22 protein-coding genes are annotated in these 25752 nt (G+C 39.1%); 16 read left to right on the top strand and 6 right to left on the bottom strand.

Annotated features, from left to right (window positions below):
* Positions 1–3: 3 nt before the first annotated feature.
* On the top strand, positions 4–1440 hold the full coding sequence (locus MKX96_RS15580) for a M20 family metallopeptidase (protein ID WP_340885005.1): 1437 nt from the start codon (positions 4–6) through the stop codon (positions 1438–1440).
* Positions 1441–1682: 242 nt separating this feature from the next.
* Here the strand turns inward: MKX96_RS15580 and MKX96_RS15575 are convergent, their stop codons facing one another.
* Positions 1683–2663 (bottom strand): bile acid:sodium symporter family protein, encoded by a 981-nt coding sequence (locus MKX96_RS15575; RefSeq protein ID WP_340885003.1) that lies wholly within the window; start codon positions 2661–2663, stop codon positions 1683–1685.
* A 402-nt stretch (positions 2664–3065) separates the two neighbouring features.
* Between MKX96_RS15575 and MKX96_RS15570 the strand changes: the two genes are divergently transcribed.
* The 6 genes from MKX96_RS15570 to MKX96_RS15545 all read left to right on the top strand — a co-directional run bounded on the left by MKX96_RS15570 (position 3066) and on the right by MKX96_RS15545 (position 10642).
* Positions 3066–4136: a tartrate dehydrogenase gene (locus MKX96_RS15570; RefSeq protein ID WP_340885000.1), complete on the top strand. Its 1071-nt coding sequence runs from the start codon at positions 3066–3068 to the stop codon at positions 4134–4136.
* 12 nt (positions 4137–4148) lie between these two features.
* Complete coding sequence (locus MKX96_RS15565; protein WP_340884998.1) at positions 4149–4895, top strand: SDR family NAD(P)-dependent oxidoreductase; 747 nt, start codon at positions 4149–4151, stop codon at positions 4893–4895.
* An 18-nt stretch (positions 4896–4913) separates the two neighbouring features.
* Positions 4914–6350, top strand: a complete 1437-nt coding sequence (locus MKX96_RS15560) for an aldehyde dehydrogenase family protein (protein ID WP_340884996.1) — start codon at positions 4914–4916, stop codon at positions 6348–6350.
* A gap of 228 nt (positions 6351–6578) precedes the next feature.
* Complete coding sequence (locus MKX96_RS15555) at positions 6579–7058, top strand: metal-dependent hydrolase (RefSeq protein ID WP_340884994.1); 480 nt, start codon at positions 6579–6581, stop codon at positions 7056–7058.
* Positions 7059–7099: 41 nt separating this feature from the next.
* Entirely contained in the window at positions 7100–7963 is an 864-nt protein-coding gene (locus MKX96_RS15550) for an NAD-dependent epimerase/dehydratase family protein (protein ID WP_340884992.1), read from the top strand.
* 435 nt (positions 7964–8398) lie between these two features.
* Positions 8399–10642: a hypothetical protein gene (locus tag MKX96_RS15545; RefSeq protein WP_340884990.1), complete on the top strand. Its 2244-nt coding sequence runs from the start codon at positions 8399–8401 to the stop codon at positions 10640–10642.
* A gap of 339 nt (positions 10643–10981) precedes the next feature.
* Here the strand turns inward: MKX96_RS15545 and MKX96_RS15540 are convergent, their stop codons facing one another.
* Positions 10982–12277 (bottom strand): S8 family peptidase, encoded by a 1296-nt coding sequence (locus tag MKX96_RS15540; protein ID WP_340884988.1) that lies wholly within the window; start codon positions 12275–12277, stop codon positions 10982–10984.
* Positions 12278–12387: 110 nt separating this feature from the next.
* Between MKX96_RS15540 and MKX96_RS15535 the strand changes: the two genes are divergently transcribed.
* Positions 12388–13608 carry a helix-turn-helix domain-containing protein gene (locus MKX96_RS15535; RefSeq protein ID WP_340884986.1) on the top strand — a complete coding sequence of 407 codons (1221 nt, stop codon included), beginning with the start codon at positions 12388–12390 and terminating at the stop codon, positions 13606–13608.
* A gap of 12 nt (positions 13609–13620) precedes the next feature.
* The gene (locus MKX96_RS15530) at positions 13621–13800 is read left to right on the top strand and encodes a hypothetical protein (protein ID WP_298468228.1); all 180 of its coding nucleotides are present in this window, start codon (positions 13621–13623) and stop codon (positions 13798–13800) included.
* A 471-nt stretch (positions 13801–14271) separates the two neighbouring features.
* Here the strand turns inward: MKX96_RS15530 and MKX96_RS15525 are convergent, their stop codons facing one another.
* Both MKX96_RS15525 and MKX96_RS15520 read right to left on the bottom strand, forming a co-directional pair.
* A complete protein-coding gene (locus MKX96_RS15525; protein WP_340884982.1) occupies positions 14272–15033 on the bottom strand; it encodes a hypothetical protein in 762 nt (253 codons plus the stop codon).
* A gap of 21 nt (positions 15034–15054) precedes the next feature.
* Positions 15055–15864 carry an alpha/beta fold hydrolase gene (locus tag MKX96_RS15520; protein ID WP_340884979.1) on the bottom strand — a complete coding sequence of 270 codons (810 nt, stop codon included), beginning with the start codon at positions 15862–15864 and terminating at the stop codon, positions 15055–15057.
* 92 nt (positions 15865–15956) lie between these two features.
* Between MKX96_RS15520 and MKX96_RS15515 the strand changes: the two genes are divergently transcribed.
* From MKX96_RS15515 to MKX96_RS15495, 5 genes are all read left to right on the top strand, one after another.
* Positions 15957–16898, top strand: a complete 942-nt coding sequence (locus MKX96_RS15515) for a bile acid:sodium symporter family protein (protein ID WP_340884976.1) — start codon at positions 15957–15959, stop codon at positions 16896–16898.
* Between the two features lie 82 nt (positions 16899–16980).
* Positions 16981–18411 carry a serine hydrolase domain-containing protein gene (locus MKX96_RS15510; RefSeq protein ID WP_340884973.1) on the top strand — a complete coding sequence of 477 codons (1431 nt, stop codon included), beginning with the start codon at positions 16981–16983 and terminating at the stop codon, positions 18409–18411.
* Positions 18412–18675: 264 nt separating this feature from the next.
* Positions 18676–19626 carry a dipeptidase gene (locus tag MKX96_RS15505; protein ID WP_340884971.1) on the top strand — a complete coding sequence of 317 codons (951 nt, stop codon included), beginning with the start codon at positions 18676–18678 and terminating at the stop codon, positions 19624–19626.
* 71 nt (positions 19627–19697) lie between these two features.
* Positions 19698–20423, top strand: coding sequence for a gamma-glutamyl-gamma-aminobutyrate hydrolase family protein (locus tag MKX96_RS15500; protein ID WP_340884969.1), 726 nt, complete (start codon positions 19698–19700; stop codon positions 20421–20423).
* A 98-nt stretch (positions 20424–20521) separates the two neighbouring features.
* Positions 20522–21529: a M23 family metallopeptidase gene (locus tag MKX96_RS15495; protein ID WP_340884967.1), complete on the top strand. Its 1008-nt coding sequence runs from the start codon at positions 20522–20524 to the stop codon at positions 21527–21529.
* Between the two features lie 12 nt (positions 21530–21541).
* Here MKX96_RS15495 and MKX96_RS15490 read toward each other — a convergent pair whose 3' ends face one another.
* Positions 21542–21880 (bottom strand): DUF5658 family protein, encoded by a 339-nt coding sequence (locus tag MKX96_RS15490; RefSeq protein WP_340884964.1) that lies wholly within the window; start codon positions 21878–21880, stop codon positions 21542–21544.
* A gap of 367 nt (positions 21881–22247) precedes the next feature.
* Here MKX96_RS15490 and MKX96_RS15485 point away from each other — a divergent pair, with 367 nt between their 5' ends.
* Positions 22248–24353 carry a hypothetical protein gene (locus MKX96_RS15485; protein WP_340884961.1) on the top strand — a complete coding sequence of 702 codons (2106 nt, stop codon included), beginning with the start codon at positions 22248–22250 and terminating at the stop codon, positions 24351–24353.
* A gap of 214 nt (positions 24354–24567) precedes the next feature.
* Positions 24568–25035: a divergent PAP2 family protein gene (locus MKX96_RS15480; RefSeq protein ID WP_340884958.1), complete on the top strand. Its 468-nt coding sequence runs from the start codon at positions 24568–24570 to the stop codon at positions 25033–25035.
* 145 nt (positions 25036–25180) lie between these two features.
* Here MKX96_RS15480 and MKX96_RS15475 read toward each other — a convergent pair whose 3' ends face one another.
* The gene (locus MKX96_RS15475; RefSeq protein ID WP_340884956.1) at positions 25181–25663 is read right to left on the bottom strand and encodes a YusW family protein; all 483 of its coding nucleotides are present in this window, start codon (positions 25661–25663) and stop codon (positions 25181–25183) included.
* Positions 25664–25752 lie beyond the last annotated feature (89 nt).

The raw sequence follows: 25752 nt of genomic DNA, 5'->3' as shown, positions 1-25752 counted from the left end.
CTAATGATTAAAATAGAAGATCAAATAACTAGTTTACTAGAATCATACGAAGAGGAAATTATCCAACTTAGTGATCGTATATGGGATATACCAGAAACAAGATTTCAGGAGTTCGAATCTTTTAAGATATTGAGTGATTTTTTAGAGGAAAAGGGCTTCATAGTGGAGCGAGGCGTAGGCGATATTGAGACGGCCTTTACTGCTACCTTTGGCCAAGGTGGGCCGATTATCGGTATTTTAGGTGAATTCGATGCATTGTCCGGTTTAAGTCAAAGAGCTGGAAGTCCAGTCAGAGAGCCGATTATTGAAAATGGTAATGGACATGGCTGTGGACATAATCTATTAGGTACGGCAGGGATAGCTGCTGCTCTTGCGGTGAAAGATTTGATCGAACAAGGCAAAATTAATGGAACCATCAAATATTTTGGGTGCCCTGGAGAAGAAGGCGGGTCAGGTAAAACCTATATGGTCAGAGACGGCGTATTTGACGGCATTGATGCTGCCCTTACCTGGCATCCAAATTCTTATACGGGAATCTTTTCTTTTTCTTCGCTTGCAAATTATCAGGTATATTTCTCGTTTGAAGGAAAGGCGGCTCATGCAGCTAACTCTCCACATTTAGGGAGAAGTGCGTTAGATGCTGTTGAGCTGATGAATGTAGGAGTTAACTATTTAAGAGAGCATATTATTTCTGAGGCAAAGGTTCATTATGCTATTACCAATTCTGGAGGGGCGTCCCCTAATGTCGTTCAGTCAGATGCAGAAGTGTTGTATTTAATCCGAGCTCCCCATTTAAAAGACGTAGATGCAATCTATCAGCGAGTAGTTAATATTGCGGAAGGTGCCGCGTTAATGACGGGTACAAAGCTCACGGTGAAATTTAATAAAGCCTGCTCAAACTATATCCCAAATCATACACTGAACGTGTTGGTGGATGAAAAGCTTCAGCAATTTGGATTGCCTTCCTATAACGAGGAAGAAATGGAATACGCTAAGGCGATGGCTAAAACTCTTACTCCTGAAGAAGTGGAGGCTGCGGTAATTGATGCAGAGAAGCTTTCTGCATATACAGTTTCGGAAGAGTTTTATTCGGCAGATTCTCCATTCTTTACGGAAATTATTCCTTATGTGAAAAATCGTGAGGTTATGCAGGGCTCGACCGATGTAGGCGATGTCAGCTGGGTCGTACCAACTGCTCAGTTTTTCACGACTTGTTTTGTAGCGGGAACACCGTTACACACATGGCAGCTCGTATCTCAAGGGAAAACATCATTAGCACATAAAGGATTGATCTATGCAAGTAAGGTAATAGCTGCAAGTGCAGTAGATTTGTTTGATAATCCACAGCTAATTGAGGATGCAAAAGCAGAATTATTGAAGCAAGTGGGAGATGGATACCAAAATCCACTGCCAGCAGATTTAAGCCCAAGTGCTATGTAATATGAAGACTAAATATTAATCGAAACTAAAAAACAGACCAAAAAGAATGATTCTTCTTGGTCTGTTTTTATCATATTTTGATAAGGGTTAAGTGAAGAAAAATGATACGTTAATCGCAATGCCTACTTAATCAACTAACTATTTTATAGCTAGACTCTTAATTAATTCTTTGTATCTAACATTTCCTTGAATTATGAAACAGTTTATAGCTGTCGGCAAGCTCTACTATCAACTACTCTAAACTAGAATTCTTCTACACGTTTTACTTCCAAGGGTTTGTCCGAAGCAGACGTATTTTTAATCTCGCGCTTTGCCCAATAGGTTGCAAGGAATGTACCGGTAATAACCTGCCAAGCAGAAGAAAATGCACTTGGCAAGGCAGCTAATGGAGAGAAGTAACTATTAGCCAATGACACTCCAAGTCCAGCATTTTGCATACCTACTTCGATAGATATTGCACGTTGGTCCTGCTTAGATAATTTAAATAGTTTTGCTGCAAAGTAACCGAGAAGTAGACCAAACGCATTATGCAGTAACACAGCAACAAAGACTAAAAATCCAGCTGTTGCGATATTCTCCTTATTACCTGCAACGATAGCGGAAATAATAATAGTGATTGCTACGATTGAAACAAGTGGTAGAATCGGAATACTTTTTTCTGTAACAGTCGGTAGAAACTTGCTTACAACTAACCCTAAAATAATCGGTATGATAATAACTTGGATAATAGACATAAACATGGACATCGGATCAACTGGAAGCCATTGCCCGGCAAATATGAGCAGTAGCAAGGGAGTCATCACGGGTGCAAGTAATGTAGAAACACTTGTCATGGTAATAGATAAGGGTACATTTCCTTTTGCTAAGAAGACCATAACGTTAGATGAGGTGCCTCCAGGAACACTTCCGAGTAATACCAATCCTGCTGCAAGTTGTGGGGGAAGATTTAATAGATATGCTATTACGAAAGCAATTGTTGGCATAATGGAAAATTGAGCAACCACCCCTATTAATACAGGAATAGGATTTGTAAAAACGAGTTTAAAATCAGAGGCTTTAAGCGTAAGCCCCATTCCAAACATGACAATACCGAGTAAAATCGTTATGTATGCAGAAAACATGGTGAACATACTTGGCACCATAAATGCTAGTACGGAAAACAAGATTACGATAAAGGCGAAATACTTACCTGCGAAGTTACTGATTGATTGAAGCGTTTTCATTTCTTTCCTCCTTATTCACCTGTTGGTGTCATAATATAATATTGATTATATTATATTTTAATATATAAACAACTAGTTTTTATAATTTTTTGATTATTTTAATTATTAATTTTATCCCCTCAGTTTCTATAGAGGAACATATTTTTATTTTCACTTAATACTTTTCTATGAAGTGACACGTGCTTGTTGTAATATCCTATCTATCCCACTTATCTTAATGAAGTCGCTAAGAGCTAAAGTATTTAATGAAAAAAGATATTGATAAAGCAATATAAAAGTAATGAAATCACATTTAAAATTATTTGATAATTTTAAATTATTTGTTAAAAACTTTACCAGACTATTATTTAAATGATAATATAATCTTATTAATTTAATAGAAATAGAGGTGGGGATGTAATCATGATACATAAAATTGCTTGTATTCCAGGAGACGGTATAGGGCCTGAGGTGATGGCTGAGGCACAAAAAGTGCTTCAGCTTGTGGAAGATATACACGGAGGTGTTACTTTTGAGGTTAATCCTTATGAATGGAATTGTGACTACTATTTAAAGCACGGTAAAATGATGCCGGCAGATGGCCTGTCTATATTAAAAGACTATGAGGCAATTTTGTTTGGGGCAGTAGGAGATCCTAAAGTGCCTGACCATATCTCAGTATGGGAGTTAATCTTACCGATTAGGCGAGAGTTTCAACAATATATTAATCTAAGACCAATCAAGCTATTAAAAGGAATTCAAAGCCCCTTAGTCGGCAAGGGTGTGGAGGACATAGATTTTGTTGTTGTTCGAGAAAATACAGAGGGTGAGTATTCAAACAGTGGTGGTCGCTTGCATGCGGGCACTCCTTATGAAGTTGTAGTTCAAAATAGTGTTTTTACGCGCATGGGTAGTGAGCGAGTGATCAAATACGCGTATGAGCTTGCACAAAAAAGAGGTTCAAAGCATTTATCAGTTGCAACTAAATCTAATGCCATCAACTTTTCTATGCCTTTTTGGGATGAAATTGCAAAGGAAATTGGGGTAGGTTATCCGGAGATAGAACCAAAATTCTATCATATCGATGCACTTGTTGCTTTCTTCGTATCTAAGCCGGAAATTTTTGATGTAGTTGTAGGTAGTAATTTATTTGGAGATATATTAACGGATCTAGGGGCAGCTATTTCAGGTGGTCTAGGTATCACTCCATCAGGGAATATCAATCCAGAAAAACAGTATCCTTCTATGTTCGAGGCCATTCATGGATCTGCTCCCGACATCGCAGGCAAGGGGATAGCCAACCCGATTGCTCAAATATGGAGCACTTCTTTAATGCTTGAGCATTTAGGCTACTCAGATCTAGCTAACGTAATCGTGGACGGAATTGAGGAAACATTAGTGGAAGGTAAAGTTAGAACCCCTGACTTAGGGGGGAATGCTAATACTACGGAGTTTACTGAGGAAATTATGAAACACATTAAATCGTATACATAGGAGAGATGAGAAATGGGTGTAGTTGAAAACAAAGTAATCGTAGTTACAGGCGCTGGTGGAGGAATGGGCCTTCAAGTAGTTCAAGATTTATTAGAGAAAGGAGCAATTGTGGTTGCTTTAGATATTAACACCGATGCTGTAGGTGGGGTGGAACATACAAATTTACGAGTGAAACAGGTTGACCTGTTAAATGAAGATAGTATACAGTCCACTTTTAAAGAGATTAATGATGAGTTTCATAGAATTGATGGCTTGGTGAACATCGCTGGTATTGCACAGGCTGCTAAATCAATTGTAGATGTAGAACTAACCGAATGGCATAGGCTTATCAATATCAATGCAACAGCGACTTTCTTAACATGTAAGGAAGGAATTCGCTACATGAGGGAGGCTAAAAACGGATCAATTATCAACATTGGGTCAGTTTCTGTCACGCGACCACGACCAGGTCTTCAAAGCTATGTAGCATCAAAAGGGGCTGTCGAGGCATTCTCTAAGGCGCTTGCGTTAGAAGCTGCTTCTTATAACGTACGAGTAAATGTAATACATCCTGGTCCTGCTGATACTCAAATGCTAGGACAGTTTTCTTCTCAAGAGGGGGAAGTAGTGCTGAATAAAGATATATTTGCAGAAAGTGTTCCATTAGGTAGATTGATTAAACCGTCTGACATTTCTGCAACAGTTGTGCATTTATTGTCCGATGCAGCTCAAATCATTACAGGTTCAGTGATCCATGTGGACGGCGGTAGAAATATTTAAAGGAGGTGAAAGCTTCTCATGGAAAAAATTAGTATGCTAATTAATGGAGAGTGGGTCAGTGGCAACCAGTGGATTGATGTACGAGATCCCGCTACAAGTGATGTAATCGCTCAAATCGTTCGTGGTAATGAAACGCATGTGCACGATGCTGTGGCAGCAGCAAGACTTGCATTGAAGAGCAAAGAATGGAAGGCCTTCAAGCCTTTTCAAAGAGGACAATTATTAGTGGAGCTAGCTAGCTACGTAAGATTACATGCTGAGGAACTTGCAGCGCTTGAGTCTCTCGACGTTGGAAAACCGATGAATCAAGCCCGAGCCGATGTAGAGGCAGCAGCCCGATACTTCGAGTTTTACGGAGGTATTGCTGATAAAGTGTTCGGTGATACGATCCCAATTGAAGAGAATTTGTTAAATGTAACAGTAGTGGAGCCTATCGGCGTGACAGTACATATTGTCCCTTGGAATTACCCGATTCAAATTACTGCTCGAAGTGTAGGAGCGGCACTTGCAACCGGAAATGTAGTAATTGTAAAAAGTTCAGAGGATACTCCTTTGTCCACAAATTTTCTAGCACAATGGTTTCATGAAAAGCTTCCAAAGGGAGTTTTTCAGCATTTAACTGGATATGGGGCCGAGGTTGGAGCAGCATTAAGCTCACATAAAGGAATCAACCAAATTACTTTTACCGGATCTATACAGACCGGAATATCGGTCATGCAATCTGCAGCAGCGAACATTGTACCTGTAACGCTAGAGTTAGGTGGTAAATCACCCAATATTGTGTTTCAGGATGCCGATCTGGACCGTGCAATCCCTGCCATTGTCAACTCCATTACGCAAAATGCGGGTCAAACGTGCTCTGCAGGTTCACGCCTGCTAGTGCAGGATACAATCGCTGATGAGCTACTAGAGCAGCTTGTTGTCAGGTTTGGAGAGTTATCCATAGGACCAGCATCCATTAATGCAGATGTCGGGCCAATTATTAACCAAAAGCAATACGAACGAATTTTAGATATTTTAGATGAAGCAAGTAAGCACGGTAATGTGCTAGTTGGAGGGAAAGGTGTAGAGGTAAGAGACTATGAGAATGGATTTTATATTTCCCCTACAATCATCGAAGCAAATAGTCACGAAGAGAGCTATGTTCAGGAGGAAATATTTGGTCCAGTATTGAGCGTTGTCCGCTTTCATTCAGTTGAAGAAGCAATTGAGCTAGCAAACGAAACCGAATATGGTCTTGTTGCTGGAGTGTGGTCAAAGGATATTGACGTTGCTCATTATGTAGCTGCTCGTATCGAAGCGGGTCAAGTTTTTATCAACACTTACGGAGCAGCTGGAGGCGTGCAAATGCCTTTTGGTGGATATAAGAAGAGTGGGATTGGACGAGAAAAAAGTCATTTAGCCGTTCAAAACTATGTACAAATTAAAAACCTAGCTATTCAGGTTAAAATTTAGTGGTAAAAGACAACCGTTTCTAAAAGGGATGGTTGTCTTTTTCTATGAATACGTGGAGCTGACAGAATGCCTCACACCGTGAACAAGAAGTCTCTTTTTTAGTGAGAATAGTGTCTTTTTGCCTAACTAAACGGATAGGTTACGATATTTCACCTATTTAGATATAAAACCAAATAGTGTAAAATGTTTCATGCTTTCTCGATACATAAGAAAAGGAGAATTAATAGCATGACAGGAAACACACATATTATAGGCGGTCTTGCAGCAAGTCTTGCTATTTCACAAATGACCGATTATGACCCGGTATTGCTGGTCGTAGGAGGAGTGGCAGGTGCGATTCTACCGGATATTTGCCACGGTGGAAGTATGATAGGGAGATGTTTTCCACTCATATCCAAAGTTATTAACAAAGTGTTTGGACATAGATCCTTTACGCATAGTCTATTGTTCATTCTTCTATTAGTTGCATTGATGAATTATTTTAGCTGGGACAAGTCAATTATGATGGGAGTTTCAGTTGGGGTAGCAAGTCATCTTCTTTTAGACATGGCTACGAAAAATGGAGTTAAATTATTCTTTCCAATGCCTGTGACAGTTCGTTTTCCTATCACTACGAGAACTGGGGGAACAGTCGAGAGTATCGTGTTTGGTATATTATCAGTTCTTACCGTTTATTTTGGATACGGGGCTTTCACTACATATTTTTAATCAGTTATAATGGTATTAATATCCAGTAGAGGGGTGGAAGTTTGAAGAAGGTATTGGTTTTAGGTGGAACTCGTTTTTTTGGTGTTCATTTGGTGGAGGCACTTTTAAATGAAGGAATAGAAGTAACTGTCGCAACCAGAGGAAATACAGCACATGTTTTTTCTAAAAAAGTGAATCATATGGTTATAGATCGATCCAGTTTGTTGGCTGACAAAGAGAAGCTTCAATCAGAAAAATGGGATGTTGTTTTTGATCAAATCTGTTATGCCTCTAGAGATGCGTTAGACGCGGTTGAAGTGTTTAAGGGACATACGAAAAAGTATGTTCTTACTTCTTCAAAGTCTGTTTATGAAGGAAAAGAGCTATCTAAAGAGGAAGGTTTTATTCCAGAAAAGCATTCCATAGTCATGGGAACGAAAGAGAACTTTACCTATGCGGAAGGAAAACGCCAAGCGGAGGCTGTCTTTTTTCAGCACGCGGAGTTTCCAGTAGCTGCTGTTCGACCACCAATCGTCATTGGGGAACATGATTACACCGAACGATTGAAATATTATGTTGGGAAAATTATGAGCGGAGAAGAATTTCATCTAGTAAACTCGGAAGCCTATATAGATTTTATCTCGGAGGAAGAGATTGGACAGTTCCTTGCGTGGATTGGACTCTCTACATTTACCGGAGCTGTGAATGCGACCAGCAATGGTAAGATTAAGCTGAAGGATTTAGTTCATTTAATCGAAACTGAGGTGGGTAAAGAGGCGAGTATTAGTTTAAATCCCATTGAGGGAGAAGATTCACCTTACAATCTATCAAAAACTTGGCTGATTAGTAATGAACGTGCTAGAAGCTTAGGATATTCTTTTCAAGATTTGCATGACTACTTGCCAAAACTGCTAAAAAAATTGTAAATCTATCACTCTGTTTAAAGCTATTAAGCTTGGGCAGAGTTTTTTTGTTGTTTAGGAAACTATAAAGTTTTGAATCTGTGGATAAATTGATGTCTAGCTCCACCGCCTTGCCCCTCGGGTCAAATGGATAAAAGCTCCGGTGGCTTAGGAACTGCCTCCTCGCTTTTCCCCATTTGCCTGTCGGGGCAGTGACAGGCGATTCCGCTTTTCTTGATGTCTAGCTCCACCGCCTTGCCCCTCGGGGTCAAATGGATAAAAGCTCCGGTGGCTTAGGAACTGCCTCCTCGCTTTTCCCCATTTGCCTGTCGGGGCAGACACAGGCGCTTGCGCTTTTCTTGTTGCATCGTTGTTACAAATCTCTCTTATTCTCATAAGTTTATATGTCTTGAACATATACTGGCTTGAGCGATAAACGATAGGAGGGAGAGTAATATAATGAATAAAAGTGGAAAGCTGATTGTATCCACATTAGTAGCGACTTCAGCGATAATTGCGGTGTCTCCAGGGTCTCAGGCTGAAGCCACATCAAACTTAAACCAGTTAGTTGTGGATGCACAAAATGCTGGAAATGTGTTGAAGTGGGCAATTTCGGTGGAGGGGTCGGCAGATGGGGTCACTCAGCCGTGGGAACAATTCAATAATGCGAAGCAAGCAATTGGGAAGGTCGAGGCTGCGCTTGCAAAGGCTAGCTTTTCGGAGAAATTAAAGTACGAGTCTTTATTGATAGAGCCTAAAACTCAGCTACAGCGTGCACAGGGCTATCTAGATGCTATTACAGCAAGCAGTAAAATTCATGCGAAGACAAATGCACTAGCCTTAGCGGTACAGGCAAATAATTTAGATCAAGTGGAAAAGGCTTATCATGAAATGACAGCAGAATTTCGAAAGCAGACGATTCTATTAGACCGTGTATATGGTCAATCAACACGAGATCGGATTAGAGGAGCAGTAAAAGGCCCCGCTGAAAAGCTAATAGCAGAGCTCAAAAATGATGTGACGGTTCATATGCTTGCCAAGGGTGCCCAAGAGGACTTGACAAGGGGACGATACAAAGAGGCTTCTGCTAAAGTATATGAGGCACAGGCGATTTTAACCGCTGAAACATTAAAGTGGGAAAAGAGCCTACAAGCAGCAATTAATAATATTAACAATGCTTTGCCGATGAATGCAGTATCTGCAACCCGTATCGATAATACTACAGTACTTGTTAAGCTAAATAGATCTGTTTCTTCCGTAAAAGCTTCAGATTTTACAGCCAATAATGGGATGACTATTAGTAGTGCATCCCTGAGTAGTGATGATGGACTTAACGTTACATTAAAAACATCAGTACAGGTACCTGGAACGACCTATACGATTAAATATAAAAATGGTTCGGTTAGCTTTGCAGTTCCAGGAAATATATCACCTGTTTATATTGGGGATAAAAATGTTCAGCACAAAGAAACGACAGAGGTTTTGTCACTCTCGACTGTCTTTAAAAACACGAGTAATCAAGCAGTTCGAATTGATATACCAGCTGGTGTCAAGCTAATTTCGGTAAATGGAGTAGCTAACAATAATGCAGGTGCTAAATCGGTTAATGCCCAGACGGATAAGAATGGCGCAATACAAATTGTTTTCACAGCCAATAATTCCAATCAAGCTGCGTTAGATAAAACTATTGCTATTCATAAGATCGTTAAAAATAAGGCTGTAGAAACGCAAACTTCTGGAGTGTTTAATCTTTATGCTCCTCCAAAAGAAGGTGCGATTGGGAATAAAACAGTGAGATTTATCGATAGTAAAAACAATTATTTTGTGACCACAGAGGGAGTTAAGTATAGTTGGAAGATCTATAATGACATCTTTCAAAATGAAGGAATAAATGTCTCGTTGGATAGCTTTAAAAGCGGACTGGATATTGGAGATACTATTAATGGCGAGTACCACCAAGTCTCCACCTCGTTATTTAATATATCAAAGAATGCATCGATAGCAGCGGTCAAGCTAGACACGAAATTTGCGGTCAAGGCAGGCACGCCCGGTTATCGCATCCATGGGAACAAAGTGGAGCTAAAAGGCACAGCAGAACCCAACTATGAATTGTTTTTCTTCAAAAACAATAGCACATCTATCGGTAAGGCAAAGGCCGATAGTAAAGGGAACTGGACCTTTGTAGCTGAAGTAGATACAAATGCCGTAACCGATTTCTCTATCTTTCAACAAACTGCAGGTAAAGCTATACCGGCTTACGTAGGATGGGGAGAAACAACATTGAGGGTAGTCGAAGGTCCATTTGCAGTGGGGAGTATAACAGAAGGAACGAGCAAGGACGATGACCTATCCAACGAAAAAATTACCTTCACCATTTCGCCAGTCCAATATGCCAATGGCGCAGTAATCGCACAAGACCAAGCGATCATTACTAAACAGGCTTCTATTATCGTAGTAGATGGAGACGGCACGAAGGTTAAATACACCAACAACCAAAACAAAACCATCTTCTCCCAAACTAAAGGTGCCTTCTCGATAGACTTCGGTCTGCTCAGCACAAGAAAAAGCGATGGTCAACTCATAGACCAAGGAAAAGACCACAAGCTGACAGGTCCACTTACTATCGTCTCGATAGAAGGAATAACAAACGAATACGGCCTAAAAATCCAAACCAAATCAACAGACCAAATCAAAAACTACTAACATTATGACAGGTGCCTGGTTATTACAGGTGTCTGGGGTTATTACAGGTGCCTGGCACTTGTAAAATATCTCAGTATAACAATTCACGCCGATTGAAACAATGTGAAAAACTATACCAATATTATTACGAGAGCATTGCAGGTGCCAGGCACCTGTAATGATGCTCTCGTAATGCTCTCGATTTAATAACTGTGTTTAATAGACAAAACTGCACCCCCAGAGTTGGGGGTGCAGTTTTGTTGTTTTATAGATTATTTATGGTAGTTATATTTTAAATAATAATAATAATAATAATAATTTTACTTATGATTACGTTTAGCCAAATTTGTAGAGTGGATGTTATTGTACGCGAGCGAAACCGAATCCTGAAGCGTAGTCGTCTCCAGTTGCTGCTCCGTAACCGCCTTTAATATCTACTGCTTTAGCTCTATTTTGTAAGTTTGTGCGAAGTTGAGTATGAGACCAAGATGGGTTTTGTGCCCAAATTTTAGCAGCTAGTCCAGCAACGTGTGGAGATGCCATAGATGTTCCACTGATTGTGTTGTATCCACCATTGTACCAAGTAGAGTAGATAGAAGCTCCAGGTGCAGAGATTTCTACATCCCCTTGTTGAATTACATAATCACCGTCTGTAGAAGCATAGCCACGAGAAGAGAAGTTTGCTACACGATAAGTCCCATTTTCTTGTACATTTTCAAGTGCCGCTACAGCAACAGCGTTTACTAATGCTCCTGGATATCCGATTGTTCCTTGCGCGTAACCGGAGTTTCCAGCCGCTGCAACTATTAATACACCTTTACTATACGCATAGTTAACTGCACTTGATATTAAACTATTATTTGCAGAAGATCCTAATGACATATTAATAACTGTTTTTGTTCCTGTAGAAACAGCTTGATCTGCAGCGTGTCTAATAGCTGCTGCAATATCATCTGAGCTACCTGAGCCACTATCACTTAACACCTTATATGCCCAAAGATCTGCTGCAGGCGCTACACCATAAACTCCAGACTTGTCACTGCCACCATCTGCAAGGGCTGTCCCAGCAACGTGAGTACCATGTCCATTTCCATCAGAACAACTATTGTTGATAACCGTAGTAGAGCCTGTGAAGTTTTTACATTGTTCTACTCTATTTACTAAATCCGTATGATTTCTATTTACTCCCGTATCCAATACCGCGATATTAATGCCATTTCCACCTGAAGTGGAGGTTAAACTACTATTATTGTAAATTGCTTTAATGCCCCAAGGAGTTTGCTGAGATGCGTTTGCTGCAGTCTCGTAATCTGCTGGTTGTATAGTAGAATCTTCTGCTGGCAGATCAAGCGTAACAGTTGGAACCTTTGTTACGGTAATATTCTTATTTTTTTGAAGAGCTTGGAACTGCTTTTCATTCATATCTGTAGAGAACCCATTTTCCGAAAGCTCCCATCTTACTTCGTACTGATTTGCCAAGGACGCTTTGTTCGCCTTGTTATTGGCTTCTACATACACCCGAAACTTTTCTACCCCGACATTAGAATTTCTGTCCTCTACTGAGGATGGTGTTTCTTCCGGTGAGCTTGCTTGGACCGGTGCTGCAAGTGAACCTACAATCAATAGGCTTGCTAGTGCGATTTTAAATTTGCTCATCTGTTAAAACTCCTTTTCGGTTTAGTTTTGTAGTACAATATTAAAACTAACACATTTTGAAAATTTTGTTTATTGGGAAAAAATATTTTACAATAATTAGGAGGGATATTATGAGGATTGGCTCGCTAATAAAATTTTATAGAACAAAAAGAGGGTTAACGCAAACAAGTCTTGCTAATGGAATATGTTCTGTGCCTCATCTCAGCAAAATTGAAAATAACAGTAAAGAAGCAAATGTTGAGACAATCCGTTTGTTGCTGGAGCGTTTAAAAATTGACTTGCAGGATGTACAGGCAAATGAAAAACAAATTTTCGAATTAATAAAGGATTTCTTATGTCATATTCATTATTTAGAAGAGGAAAAGGCGACAGAAGTTTTCAAAACGTTAGAGGGCTATCATGAGCTTATTGTGTTTACGGATCATATTTATTTATATGAACTTTATAAACTACGCTATTATCTATTAATAAATAATAGAGATGCTGCAGAATATCAGCTAAAATGGCTACATGCTCAGAAACAAAATTTTTCCCAATATGAGAAGTATTTACTTTTATACATGGGTGCTTTAATTTTAATGTTAAGGGGGAGATTTGAAGAGGCGGATAAGCAACTTACTCGAATTATTCACGATCAAGCTGAGTTAGGATCCTTTACCGGAGAGCTTCACTATCATCTAGCAGTTGTAAAGGGACATTTAGAAGAGTCTAGTTTAGCAATCATTTACGGTAAGCAGGCATTGCAATTTTATAGTAACCAATACAACTTCAAACGAATCCTTCATACACTTATGTCGCTTGCGTTAAACTACTCACGGGCAAAGATTTTCAATGAAGCATTAAATACGTATACCCACTTGTTAAGAAGCATAGAATTGCTTAACCAGCAGCATCTCCTTCCAAAAATCTATCACAATATAGGTGACTTACATCTGCGGATGGGAGATTATTTGCAAGCTTTAGAGTACTTTCAAAAAAGTAAAGCCATTATCCCTGTGAATTCCGATAATTATCTCTTGTGCCTATATAATTTGGCGCAAACCCAGTTCCGCTTGGAGCAATGGGAAGCATGTAAGGAAAGCTTTACTTTGTTGAAGTCCGAGGCTAAAAAGCAGCAAATCATACATTATCGATTGTTTTCTAGCTTTTATTTATTTTTGTTGGAGGGTGAGAGGGAAAAGGCGATGACCTTTTTAGAGGAAAAATTAGTTCCCTACACAGCTAGAGGAGAAAACCTTAAAGAGATTCACCATCAATTCCTGGTCATTTTAACGGACTATTACCGCCAAGAAGGTAAATTCGAGAAAGTCGTTCTACTAACTAATCAATAGAGGAGAGTGTCCATGATGAAAAAATCTACAAAAGCTCTAATTTTAGCTACATTAGCAGGTGTTGCAATCGCTTTTATTCCTATCCATCCACCAATCGGATCTAGTGCGAGCGGCGAAGTAAATTCTATCCCGATCCACCCACCGATTGGCTCAAGCACAAACACTATCCCAATACACCCACCAATTGGCTAAATCAAAAAGAGAAATCCTTCGGGGTTTCTTTTTTTGTTGTTTAGGAAATTATAAAATACTGAACCTGTGGATAAATTGATGTCTAGCTCCATCGCCTTGCCCCTCGGGGTCAAATGGATAAAAGCTGCTCCTGCGTAAGCTCGTCGCAAACAAAAGCGTTTGCGGTGGCTGAGGAACTGCCTCCTCGCTTTTCCCCATTTGCCTGTCGGGGCAGTGACAGGCGCTTGCACTTTTCTTGTTTCATAGAATTTTGCAGAGAAGGGGGAGAACCTTGCAAAAGAAAAAGCAGAACCTTGCAGAAACGTGAGTAAACCTTGCGGAGACGGCGTTGAACCTTGCAGAGATGAGTGAAAACCTTGCGGAAACGAATCAAAACCTTGCAGAGATTAACAAGAACCTTGCGGAAACTAGCAAACCTAGAAAAGCAAAAATAAAGAACCGTCATCAACATGACGGTCCACGGCCTTATACTCACTTAAACAAATAAGTTAGATTTTGTACATAACTGTTAATCGTTAGGTTGCCGATCATCATTGTAATCATGAGTAAGAGTGCAAAGTAAAGAACGATATATAAGAGAAAGCCATATAGTGGCTCGAAGTTTTCTTGTTTGCTCGTAAGTATAGCACTGATGACATAAAGCGGGATGAAGAAAACAGCTAATAATAAACACACCGTTAGCATTCCATTCCCGAAGGCGAAAGACTTTAAAGACATAAGGATGACAGAAAGAGCAGTACCAATGATTACAATCGGTAGCTGTCCTGCATAGAAGCTAATAATGCTTTTAAAAGAGTGCTGTGGTCCAAAAATAGTATTTATAAAAAAGATGGATAGGATTGCGATTAATGTTAAAACAAACGTGACGAAGAAAACTTCCATAAATGTTGATAAAAAGCTGGGTGGATTGCTCCAGTACTGGTTAACTGCAAAAAGATAAATCGAGAAGGAGAAAAGAGCTGTAAATAGAACAATACTTACAGTAGCATTCGGGAACTCGCTTTCTCCCTTGCTATACGTTGACGACGGACTTTTAAGCTGGCGCATAAAATAATTGGAATACTGCTTTGCGTGATTTTTCAAAGTTGCCAAGTGGTCTTTTACTGCAATGGGTGCCTCTGTTGCAATAGCAGCTTCCTTAATAATCTCTCTTTGATGCCTCAGTAAATAGTTTCCACAATCTGAGCAATAATTTCCTGATACTTGATCATGATTGCAATTTGGACATTGCATCTTTTTTCCTCCTTTTTTGTTCTAGCCTATAAATCTAGCAAGCTCTTCATTAAACTTTTCTTTTTCTTCATAAAACAAACCGTGCCCACTATATTCAAAAGGAACTAACATAGAATTTTGAATTTGCACGTACATAAGCTCTCCTAGTTCATAGGGACAGATTAAATCCCATTTGCCGTGGAGGATAAGTGTAGGAGTATGAATGCGGGTAAGGTCACTTCGGAGGTCTTCATCACGCAGCGTTTCTAAGCATTGCGCCGTTGCATGGCCAGACGCAGCAAGACAAAGATTTTGGAACCAGTGCTGAAAACTTTCGCTCAGGTGACGGTGATAGAATAGATTGCCGAAATCCTGCACCATTTTTGGTCGGTCATTATACGTATCGCTTATTAATTCGTTTACTACAGTTATAGGGGTGCCATAATGAAAATCGTCCTGCATCGTAAACATTGGAGCAGCTGCACCAGCTAGGGCCAGCTTATCTACCTGATGACCGTTGTAACGAGACATATATCGGATGGCAACTGCCCCACCCATCGAATGACCTAAAAGCGTAATGTTCTCCAGCTGTAGCGTGTCTATAATAACTCGGATATCGTCAGCCATTCTGTTGTAGGAGTAGCTTTCCCAAGGGTTAGAGGATTTTCCAAAGCCACGCAAATCAAGACCTATACAGCGGTAGCCAAGCGCGGGCAGCTGATTGAATTGATACTCAAACATTTGGTGGTTAGCTGGCCAGCCATGAATAAATAAAATCGTCTTGTCGGCTGATGGGTTTATATCCTCTATGTATATATTCACACCTTTTTCGACCTTTACATAATATCCCATATAAGCCCTCCCATATTATCCGATATATCAATATATGAGGAAATACATAAGGTTATTCTTTAGTGACAGTTAGGATTGGAGACTGATAGACCATGATGCTCAGCATAAACAAATTTTTGGAAAAAACGATGGCTTATTTTATTCCGGTCAGTGTAGTAATCGGGGTATTAGTATCTGATTACATTGTTGATTTTGCATGGCTAATACCATGGATTTTTGCGTTTATGACCTTTGCTGGTAGCCTAAATTCAAATTTCGCTTCTTTCAAGGATGCTGTTTTACATCCACTTCCAATCTTCGTGACGTTCACCATTTTGCATATTATTATGCCCTTGCTGTCGCTTGGAATCGGACACCTCGTGTTTCCAGGAGAAATGCTAACGATTACAGGACTAGTACTTGCTATGGCTATACCTACAGGGATTACTAGCTTTGTATGGGTTGCAGTGGCAAAAGGAAATAATGTGCTGGCACTTACAATTATTTTATTAGGAGCGCTTCTTTCTCCCATAATTGTTCCTTTAACACTTCATCTTCTAGTAGGTGAAACAGTAGAGATTGATGCACTAGGTATGATGATCGGACTTCTTTGGACGATTGTTATTCCTTCCATTGTAGGAATGATTTTGAATCAGATGACGAAGGGCAAGGTAGTCGATATTTTAAGTGCTAGGCTTTCTCCGTTTTCTAAGGTAGGCATGGGAATAGTAGTAATGTTAAATGGGGCAGTAGTTGCTCCGTTTTTATTAGAGGAAGGCTTTACTTTAATAGGGCTTGGAATTGTTGTAATCATCATCGCTTTTTTAGGCTATGTTCTTTCTTTTTCAGCGGGGAGATTGTTGAAGCAGGGGAAGGAAACAGTAATTGCGATGGTCTTTACTGGAGGGATGCGCAATATAAGCGCGGGAGTTGTTCTAGCAACTGCATACTTCCCGCCAGCAGTTGCTATTCCTGTTGTTCTTGGCATGCTTTTTCAACAAGTGCTTGCTTCCTTGTTTAACTCCTTTATTGAACGTTACTACAGAAAAATGTAATTATTTTTATTTTCAAATAATTACGACTTTTGGCAGTTCAATTATGCTAAAATATTTTCATGATAATAAAGGGGGATAAGAAATGGTAAATAACATAGAGATGATGGGGCAATTCGAGCAATATGCAAAGGATCTTATAAAAGAACACAAAATCCCTGGGGTAGGTATTGCTTTTAATCAAAACAATGAACGAATCTATGAAAAAGCTTTCGGGTATCGAAATGTGGGAAAACAGCTTCCTATCGATGCAGACACGATTTTCGGCATAGCCTCCATGACGAAGTCCTTTACGTGTGTAGCCATTATGCAGCTTCAGGAGACTGGAAAACTGTCTGTCCATGACGAGGTGATTAAGTATTTACCAGATTTTCGAACGCAGGACGAAGAAAAATCCAAGAGGATTACAATACATCATTTGATGACTCATACATCAGGTCTTCCGCCAATTGCAACTCATGTCTATGCAAGGAAGCGTAGTATCGATCAGGATCCATCCGCAAAGGATTATGGTCTAGACCTAATGAACAATCCTGAGCCGGCGATTGACACATATGAGGAGTTACTTCATTACATTGCAAAACAAGACTTCGACTTGCTTGGTGAACCAGGTGAGGAGTTCAGCTATTCCAATGACTGCTACGGAATTCTAGGAATAATTATTGACCGAGTGAGTGGTCAATCCTATGAAGATTATGTAATGGATCATATTTTAAAGCCAATCCAAATGAATAATAGCTTTTTTGATTTGGAGGAATTAAAGAAGAAAGAAAATAATACGACCACACTTTATATGTCACGCTACTCTGCAGAGGGGGTGGACGTATATGAGGCTCCACTTTGGTGGGATGCACCTTCCATGAGAGCAGCAGGTTATTTAAAATCCACCATAAATGACATTCTGAAGTATTTGGCTATGTTTTTAAATGAAGGAATGGCTGGAGAGAATAGAATTCTACAAGCAGAAAGTGTACAGCAGATGGTCTCTCCACATGTAGAGTTCGAAAAGGGACGCTTTTACGGGTACGGTCTAAGAATCATTCCCGATTATTTTGGGACTACCTTTATTAACCATGGTGGCGGCTTGAAGGGAGTGTCTTCGTTTATGGGAATTTTACCTGAGAAAGGAATCTCTGGAGTGCTATTAAGCAGTCTCGCAGATGTTCCATCCGACAAGCTGTTCCTTGGTGCTCTTAATGGCATAGAGGGTCGAGAGCCAGCTGCCAAACACATGCATTTTCAAACACACGATGTGCCAGTAGAGAAGCTTTCCAAATTTAAAGGAACCTTTATTTCTGGAGAGGGGATGAAGGTAAGAGTGGATATAGTGGATGGACGTCTAGCCATTCTAACAGCAAGTGGTCCCAACCCATTAAAATGTGTAGAAGGTAATTTGTTTATCGGAACTTTAGAGGATCAAGAAAATCTAATTGAGTTTCTAAGTGGCGCAGACGGCAACATAAATCGTATTTTTTATAGCTCCCGTCAAATATTAAAAAGCTCGGATCAGGTGTAGCACTCATAGTAGACCATTATCCAGCTAGACCGATTGATTAAGTGGGGTGACCGACCGATTATGTGGCAGAACCGACCGATTATTCGGGGTGACCGACCGATTATGTGGCAAAACCGACCGATTATTCGGGGCGACCGACCGATTATGTGGCAAAACCGACCGATTAGCTAAATGAACCGACAACTCGGGCTGAATACTAGCAAGGTTTATCTTCCCAATTAGACACAGAGCAACGTGATTACGATAAGAAGGAGTGAAAATTAATTGAAAATAGTAGATACGCATTGTGATGCGCTTTTGAAGCTACAGCTAGCTAAACAAGGAAGAATATACAAGGTAAATCCATTAAGCTTTGTTGATGCACCGGAGTTGGAAACGAATATGGTGCGGTTGATAGAGGGCGATGTTCTTGTGCAGTTTTTTGCAGTTTTTATTTTTCCCAACGTGCCGGATGACCAAAAATGGTTATATGCCTTGGAGCAAATAGACTTGTTTTATACAGAGGTGTTGGGAAAAAATCCGAGAATGAAGCATATAAAGAAATGGGAGGATTTAAAAAGTTTAAAGGATGGTGAAATTGGGGCGGTTTTGGCATTGGAGGGTGCTGATGCATTTGGAAATGATCTGATGAAGCTTCGTCAGCTTTACAGGTTAGGTGTGCTATCAATAGGGCTTACATGGAATAATGCTAATTTATGTGCAGATGGAGCAGGTGAGCCGAGAGGTGGAGGGCTTACGCTTTTTGGTAAGGAGGTAGTGCTTTTAAATAATGAGTATGGTGTTTTGACGGATGTCTCTCATTTAAGTGAGAAAGGATTTTGGGATGTGATGAATCTTGCGGAATATCCTTTTGCTTCGCATTCCAATGCTGCAGCGATATGTGAGCACCCAAGAAATTTGAATGATGACCAAGTTAAAGCGATGTTTGCACGTGGTGGGCATATCCATGCAGTTTTTTACCCTCCTTTTATTAACGGGAACCAGACTGCTGAAATTCCAGAGCTTATTAAGCATATAGATCATCTTTGTTCTTTAGGCGGCGTAAAGCAAATTGGGCTTGGGTCTGATTTTGATGGCATGGACTTTTACACGAATGGCCTTCATAATTCCTCCGATTTTCCAGTCTTGATCAATGAGCTATTAAAAAGCTTTTCAGAGGATGAGGTGAAAGGGTTCGCTTACCAAAACTTCTTAAATATGCGAGCAATCCAATAAGATTAAAATTTCATATTATTTACTAAATTCAAAATTAATTGTATAATACAGGAAAAGTTAAGGAGGTTTCTATGAAACCAATTATCGGTGTTTCATCTAATTTAACGGAGCTTGTACTTTCCGTCCCTACAGATAACATTCATGCGGTAACAAGATTTGGAGGCGTTCCAATCGTATTGCCGAATATGGAGATTGAATTGATAGATTCTATCGCAAACTTAATAGATGGTTTACTTTTAACAGGTGGAGGAGATATTGACCCTACACTTTTCGGCGAAGAACCACATAGAAGTCTCGGAAGTATTGTCCCAGAGCGAGATGAATTTGAAGTGGAGCTTATTAAAAAAATGCTAGAGCAAAATAAACCAATTTTAGGTCTATGCCGAGGTGCTCAGATTATGAGTATTGCAGCCGGTGGAGATATGTATCAGGATATTTATGGTCAAATCGAAACAACCTTACTTCAGCATGATCAAAAAGCTCCACGTACTCATGCTTCTCATTTTGTGCAACTCGGAGAAGGAACTGTGTTAAAGCATATTATTGGAAAGGACCGCATTAAAGTAAATAGTTTTCATCATCAGGCGGTGCGCAAAATTCCACAGGGCTATCAAATTTCGGGTATTGCAAGCGACGGAATTATTGAAGCATTTGAAAGTCAAAATCATTCCTTTGTTATTGGTATTCAATGGCATCCAGAGTGCTTAGTCACAACTGGAGATGATTCATCCGAGGCAATATTTAAAGGATTTATTGAAGCATGTAAAAATTCAAGTAAACGACTGTCTTTTCAATAGGCGGTCGTTTTTATTTTGCTCAAAAGCTTAATTATCATTCATGATTTTGATTCGTTTGGGAAAACTAACGAAAGAATTAAAAAGGAGGTAAATCATTCATGCGCTTGCTTATTAAAATAATGTCTGTCGGCTTTCTATGTCTATTTTTTGCCTCCGAGGCTTCGGCTGCCGAAGAGCTTACGCGCGAGCAAATTCTTGATAAGCGGATGGATTACTATATAAAGTACTCCACGGATACATTACCATGGTATTACTTGGCTGCGGTGGACCAATATGAGCGGAATATACAGGAGGTAAGGAAAGATCTGCCTGAGCGAGATGGTGTTGTTGCCGTACAATTTGAGGATGATTTTTGGGTAGGGCCGCTTAATCCGCTTGGGGACGACACTAATCTGACAACCATTTCTTATTTTGAAGGTCAAGGAAGAGATGGCAATAATGATGGAATTGCGGATCGTCAAAATGATGAGGATGTCATGTTTACGCTTGTTCAATATTTAAGCCCTCAAGTTCATTCAGAGAAGGATTTTGAAAAAGCTTTAAAGCGCTATTATGACAAAGATCTAACGGTGAAACAAATATTGACGAATGCAAAGATCTATAAGACCTATGAAGTATTAAATCTGGATAAGCGGGCGTTTGTGCTTGCCATCAGCCACAATTACAGTTATCGCAGTACTTGGGGAGATAAGCGTGGGTGGGGTGGACGACGAATGCATGAGGGCACTGATCTTTTTGCCTATAGCGGCGTTCCAGTAAAATCGGCAACATACGGTATCGTGGAAACCAAGGGCTGGAATGATTACGGTGGCTGGCGAATTGGTATTAGAGATGTGAACAATACGTATCATTATTATGCTCATCTTTCAGGGTTTGCCAAAGGAATCGAGGAAGGGAAAATTGTTGAACCTGGGACAGTCATTGGTTATGTAGGCAGCTCTGGATATGGAAAAAAAGGAACTGCTGGTAAGTTTGCTCCACATCTTCATTATGGAATGTACAAATACAATGGTCGCACAGAATGGGCGTATGATCCTTTTCCTTTATTACAAAAATGGGAAAGAGAAGAGAAAACTCGCTATAAGTTAAATCCAGCAGCTAGATAGTTGCTGGATTTTTCAAGCAATGAAGAGTGCATATATCCAATAAATATGCTTGAACAAGACGAAGGCATATAGGAATAGTGCTCCCGCTATAAGTAACTGTAAAAAGGCATTTGGCTTCAATTTTGTAATTATCAATACGAATAAAATCGGTAAGAGAATTTTAATCGAAAAAAAACCAAGGATGCTCGTTTCATACATATAACGCATCAGTGGATTGGCTTCTTCTATATAACCATTGCTTAAACCAAAATGGGTGATTAAGCTATCACAAATAGCTAACAATAAAAGAAGGATGGCTGTGTAAAGCCATCTATTTTGTTCTGTTACTTCACTTTTAATTTTTGTGTCCAAAAGACCAGCTTCCTTTCTTTAGTTAACTGATATAAGTATGAGGACGTTCGAATCTTATTAACCCTTTTTATGGAATAAAATTTAAAAAATACAACTAATGTTAACTATTTTTAAAATTTAAAAATTAAAAATATGACTTATAAAATAAGAATTTGTTATTTCTTGTAGAATTAGAAAATAAAATAGGAGGACTATAGAATCATAAACTACTATTTAATAAACTAAATTTTCTTGAAATTAAATAGACTGATAGATAGAATTGAACATAATATGTATATCTTTGGAAAATATTGTGGCTGAATTGAAATGGTTTAGCAGCAAAATATTTTTAAAAGATCTATATAAAAATAGGGGGAATCGGAAGCATATGAAAAAATTAGTTGTGGCAATCGTATTAGTAATATCACTTCTTTCGAATTCGTTTGTGGGGGCAGCTTATGCATCTCCACTTGAAACGGTTGAAAAGGCTCAGATCCAAATAGAAAATGCGAAAAAGACTTCTATTAAATCTCCTTTTTTAAGTTCAATCATTGATCAAACTGTCGCTAAATTATTTATGGCGATGCTTTATGTAGTACCGCCAGCTTCAAAGGTGAAGGAAAGTGATGAAAAAGTGATCAAGGTAGTTCGTGCCACTTATGAAAAGCTAACAGCAAAACAGAAGAAGCTAGTAGATATAACTAGATTAGTGGATGCAGAGAATGCTTTAATCGCGTTAAAAGCAGCTAAGGAAGATAAGAAAATTGCTGCAAAAGTTGTAGAATTAATTGATCAAATTAATAAAGAATCTAGTGCAAAACAGTATAAACAAGCAGTTACCGTTGCACTAACTGAATATAATAAACTAACGGACAAGCAGAAGGCATTGGTTACTAATTCTGCGAATCTGACGAAAGAAGCAGCTGATTTAAAAGCAGCTGAACAGGAAGCTGCTAAAATTACGCCGTCAGCAATTGGAAATCTAGTTGAAGGAGATATTTTAGTTGAAAAAATTTCTGCTTTAATTAGCGAGGATTATACAGTGACTTTATTGTCTACGCCTGAGGGAATGGTAGTAGATGGGCAAATTGTACAGCCTGAAATTGGGCAAGCGGATAAGTCAGGGACAGTAGTGTTGCTACTTACAAGAACGGACGGCACAAAGGTAGAACATTCTATAGAGCTTACTGTTAAAGCTAAAGTCAATTTGGACAAGGGACTTTCACAAATTAGCTTATTCAAGGACAGTACCTCATCTACAAACAAGATTGACTTTACGACCATTTCGAATTTTGCTTTGAAAAATAAAGAAACGAACAAAGTTTATAACGTAGGAACTACACCGAACAATCAAAAGAATGTGTATCAGATGAAGGATCTTCCGACTGGATCGTATACGATTGAGCTAACTACACCAGACGTGTTCCAAGTCGACAGCATTCAACTTGGGGAATCGTATAAGGAAACGATATATGATCCTGCTAATAATCCGTTAGTCATTACAAAGAACAAAACAACATATGTAAAAATTGTATTAAAATCAGATATTACTTTACAGGAAATTAAACCGTTGGAAAGCTTAACAGTACCTTACGATATTTCTTATGATGATTTTGTAGTTGCACTTCCAAAGCAAGGTAAAATTGTAGATTCAAGAGGACAGGAGCATACAGTTCCATTGAAATGGGATGTGCGCCCATTCCAGTTTGAAAATTACACGAAGCCAGGAACTAGAACTTTATCTAGTGAATTCTTTGATTTACCTTTAGAGGTATCTAATAGTACGCCAGCACAACGTCTGGAAATGACTATTCAAGTGATATTTCCAGAGCCAGAAAAAAGCAACTCACATATTAGCTTATTCAAAGATAGTACATCCTCTATGAATAAGATGGATTTTACAAACATTAGTAATTTTAGCTTGAAGAATAAAAAGACGAATAAAGTGTATCAAGTAGGCACTACACCGAGTAATCAAAAACATGTGTATCAAATGAAGGATATTCCTGAAGGCTCTTATACCATTCATTTTGATACATTAGATTCAATGAGTGTTAGTCAGATTGAGCTTGGGGAATCCTATAAAGAAACAATTTATAACGCAGATACTAATCCATTGGTGATTACGAAAGGGAAAACTGCATACGTGAAAATTGTTGTATCGTCTGAGGTAACTCTCGAAACAATTAGTCGATTAGAGACTTTAACCGTTCCTGCAGATATTACGTATGATGATTTTCTTGCTCAATTGCCGAAGCAAACAACTATTATTGATTCGGATGGGGAAGTGCATACAGTAGCGATTACATGGGATGTGCGTCCATTCCAGTTCACTAGCTACAAAAAGCCTGGAACCGTTTCGTTAACTAGCCAGTTCTTTAAGCTGCCAATTGAAGTATCCAACAGCACTCCAGCCCAGCGCTTAGAGGTAGGCTTGCAAGTGATTTTCGCTGCACCGAATGCACCTGACGCAGTAGAGGAAGAGGAACAATAATATAATTTGAATGAAAGAATCTCTTTAGGACCACGTGGTCTTAAAGAGATTTTTTTATTATTTGGGTGTAAAGGCGTGATTTTATTAGAATAGGGAAACTTCGTCAATGGAATAAGTGTTTACTTAAAGAAAGGAAGGTTATTATGCTAGTTATTGGGTATTTTAATAAGGTATATTTAATTGGACAAAATACATAGAACAATGGAGGTAGAAGATGGCTAAGATGAATAAAGGGATTATAACGGCGTTATCAGCAATTGGATTGGCTCAAGGATTAAAGGTGTTTACCCATAAAAAAATAACTGGAGAATGGGATTTAAAACAAGCTTTTACAACTGGTGGAATGCCAAGCTCTCATTCAGCAGGTGTTGCAGCTCTAGCTTCATATGTAGCAGCAAACAGAGGCACCCGCCACACGGAAACAGCTTTAGCAGTTGTGTTTGGAGCAATCGTTATGTACGATGCACAAGGTATTAGACGCCATACAGGAGAAATCGCTCAGCTAGTGAACGATTTAGAAGAAAACGTTGTAGCTCTATCTGGTAATTTCCCTAGCTTTGAGGTTGTAAAAAGAGAAGAGGAACTAAAGGAATTACTAGGTCACCAACCAGTAGAAGTACTAGCAGGAGCAACACTGGGCACAGTGTTTGGAATACTTTGCGCCAGACTTGAAGATCGATAACGTGGGACAAGTGTGGATGAAATGTTACTGATGTCTTAAATGTTAGTGGTGTCAGAAATGTTACAGGTGCCTGGCACCTGTAACATTTAAGAGGAAATAAAAAATGGCCAAGGCGATCAGTTAAATCGCTTTGGCCTTTAGTGTTTTAGTTGACTGCGTAATTTTTTGTTTCACCATCATCATATTGGATGTCTAAGTTAAATGCAGTGAAGTCTTCTACTTCAAATGCTTTTGAAACCTCTTCTACTACATCCTCCGTATTCATTTCTTTCGTTAAATTTAAGTCTTTAAAGATAGGATCAAGTGTTTCTGCTGCTCCTTCACCTTCTGTGTTTACAGCCGTGTGCATATTTTTATAAACTGCTGAAGATGAGTCCAACTTATACTCAACAATGACAGCATCTTCGTTGTCTGGAGTATCGATAATCATAGTAAATTCCTGGAAGCCATAGTCTGTTTCAGGATTAGTAACAACTTGTGCAGAATCATCAACTGGGTTTGGCTCAACTACATCAGATTTCATTACATTTTCATCATTCTCATCGTTGTTATCATTGCAAGCTCCTAATAAGAATGTAGTTGAAAGAATGGAGGTAATTATTAACGCTCTTTTTTTATTTATCATCATGTTGCTCCTTCCTTGATGTTCTCGTACTTACTCTTTTAATATCCAAATATAATATACATTAAACAAATATTTTCCTAAAAGTGGGATAA

The sequence above is a fragment of the Psychrobacillus sp. FSL W7-1493 genome (assembly GCF_038004905.1).
GTDB lineage: Bacteria > Bacillota > Bacilli > Bacillales_A > Planococcaceae > Psychrobacillus.
This window is presented reverse-complemented; position numbering and strand designations above follow the sequence as displayed.

What these genes read in the sequence shown, in the direction of transcription:
- MKX96_RS15570 (WP_340885000.1), top strand. Translation starts at nt 3,066, where the DNA reads ATGATACATAAAATTGCTTGTATTCCAGGAGACGGTATAGGGCCTGAG.
- MKX96_RS15475 (WP_340884956.1), bottom strand. Translation starts at nt 25,663, where the DNA reads ATGATGATAAATAAAAAAAGAGCGTTAATAATTACCTCCATTCTTTCA.
- MKX96_RS15525 (WP_340884982.1), bottom strand. Translation starts at nt 15,033, where the DNA reads ATGCAATGTCCAAATTGCAATCATGATCAAGTATCAGGAAATTATTGC.
- MKX96_RS15535 (WP_340884986.1), top strand. Translation starts at nt 12,388, where the DNA reads ATGAGGATTGGCTCGCTAATAAAATTTTATAGAACAAAAAGAGGGTTA.
- MKX96_RS15480 (WP_340884958.1), top strand. Translation starts at nt 24,568, where the DNA reads ATGGCTAAGATGAATAAAGGGATTATAACGGCGTTATCAGCAATTGGA.
- MKX96_RS15555 (WP_340884994.1), top strand. Translation starts at nt 6,579, where the DNA reads ATGACAGGAAACACACATATTATAGGCGGTCTTGCAGCAAGTCTTGCT.
- MKX96_RS15500 (WP_340884969.1), top strand. Translation starts at nt 19,698, where the DNA reads ATGAAACCAATTATCGGTGTTTCATCTAATTTAACGGAGCTTGTACTT.
- MKX96_RS15580 (WP_340885005.1), top strand. Translation starts at nt 4, where the DNA reads ATGATTAAAATAGAAGATCAAATAACTAGTTTACTAGAATCATACGAA.
- MKX96_RS15560 (WP_340884996.1), top strand. Translation starts at nt 4,914, where the DNA reads ATGGAAAAAATTAGTATGCTAATTAATGGAGAGTGGGTCAGTGGCAAC.
- MKX96_RS15545 (WP_340884990.1), top strand. Translation starts at nt 8,399, where the DNA reads ATGAATAAAAGTGGAAAGCTGATTGTATCCACATTAGTAGCGACTTCA.
- MKX96_RS15530 (WP_298468228.1), top strand. Translation starts at nt 13,621, where the DNA reads ATGATGAAAAAATCTACAAAAGCTCTAATTTTAGCTACATTAGCAGGT.
- MKX96_RS15575 (WP_340885003.1), bottom strand. Translation starts at nt 2,663, where the DNA reads ATGAAAACGCTTCAATCAATCAGTAACTTCGCAGGTAAGTATTTCGCC.
- MKX96_RS15485 (WP_340884961.1), top strand. Translation starts at nt 22,248, where the DNA reads ATGAAAAAATTAGTTGTGGCAATCGTATTAGTAATATCACTTCTTTCG.
- MKX96_RS15515 (WP_340884976.1), top strand. Translation starts at nt 15,957, where the DNA reads ATGATGCTCAGCATAAACAAATTTTTGGAAAAAACGATGGCTTATTTT.
- MKX96_RS15520 (WP_340884979.1), bottom strand. Translation starts at nt 15,864, where the DNA reads ATGGGATATTATGTAAAGGTCGAAAAAGGTGTGAATATATACATAGAG.
- MKX96_RS15565 (WP_340884998.1), top strand. Translation starts at nt 4,149, where the DNA reads ATGGGTGTAGTTGAAAACAAAGTAATCGTAGTTACAGGCGCTGGTGGA.
- MKX96_RS15540 (WP_340884988.1), bottom strand. Translation starts at nt 12,277, where the DNA reads ATGAGCAAATTTAAAATCGCACTAGCAAGCCTATTGATTGTAGGTTCA.
- MKX96_RS15495 (WP_340884967.1), top strand. Translation starts at nt 20,522, where the DNA reads ATGCGCTTGCTTATTAAAATAATGTCTGTCGGCTTTCTATGTCTATTT.
- MKX96_RS15510 (WP_340884973.1), top strand. Translation starts at nt 16,981, where the DNA reads ATGGTAAATAACATAGAGATGATGGGGCAATTCGAGCAATATGCAAAG.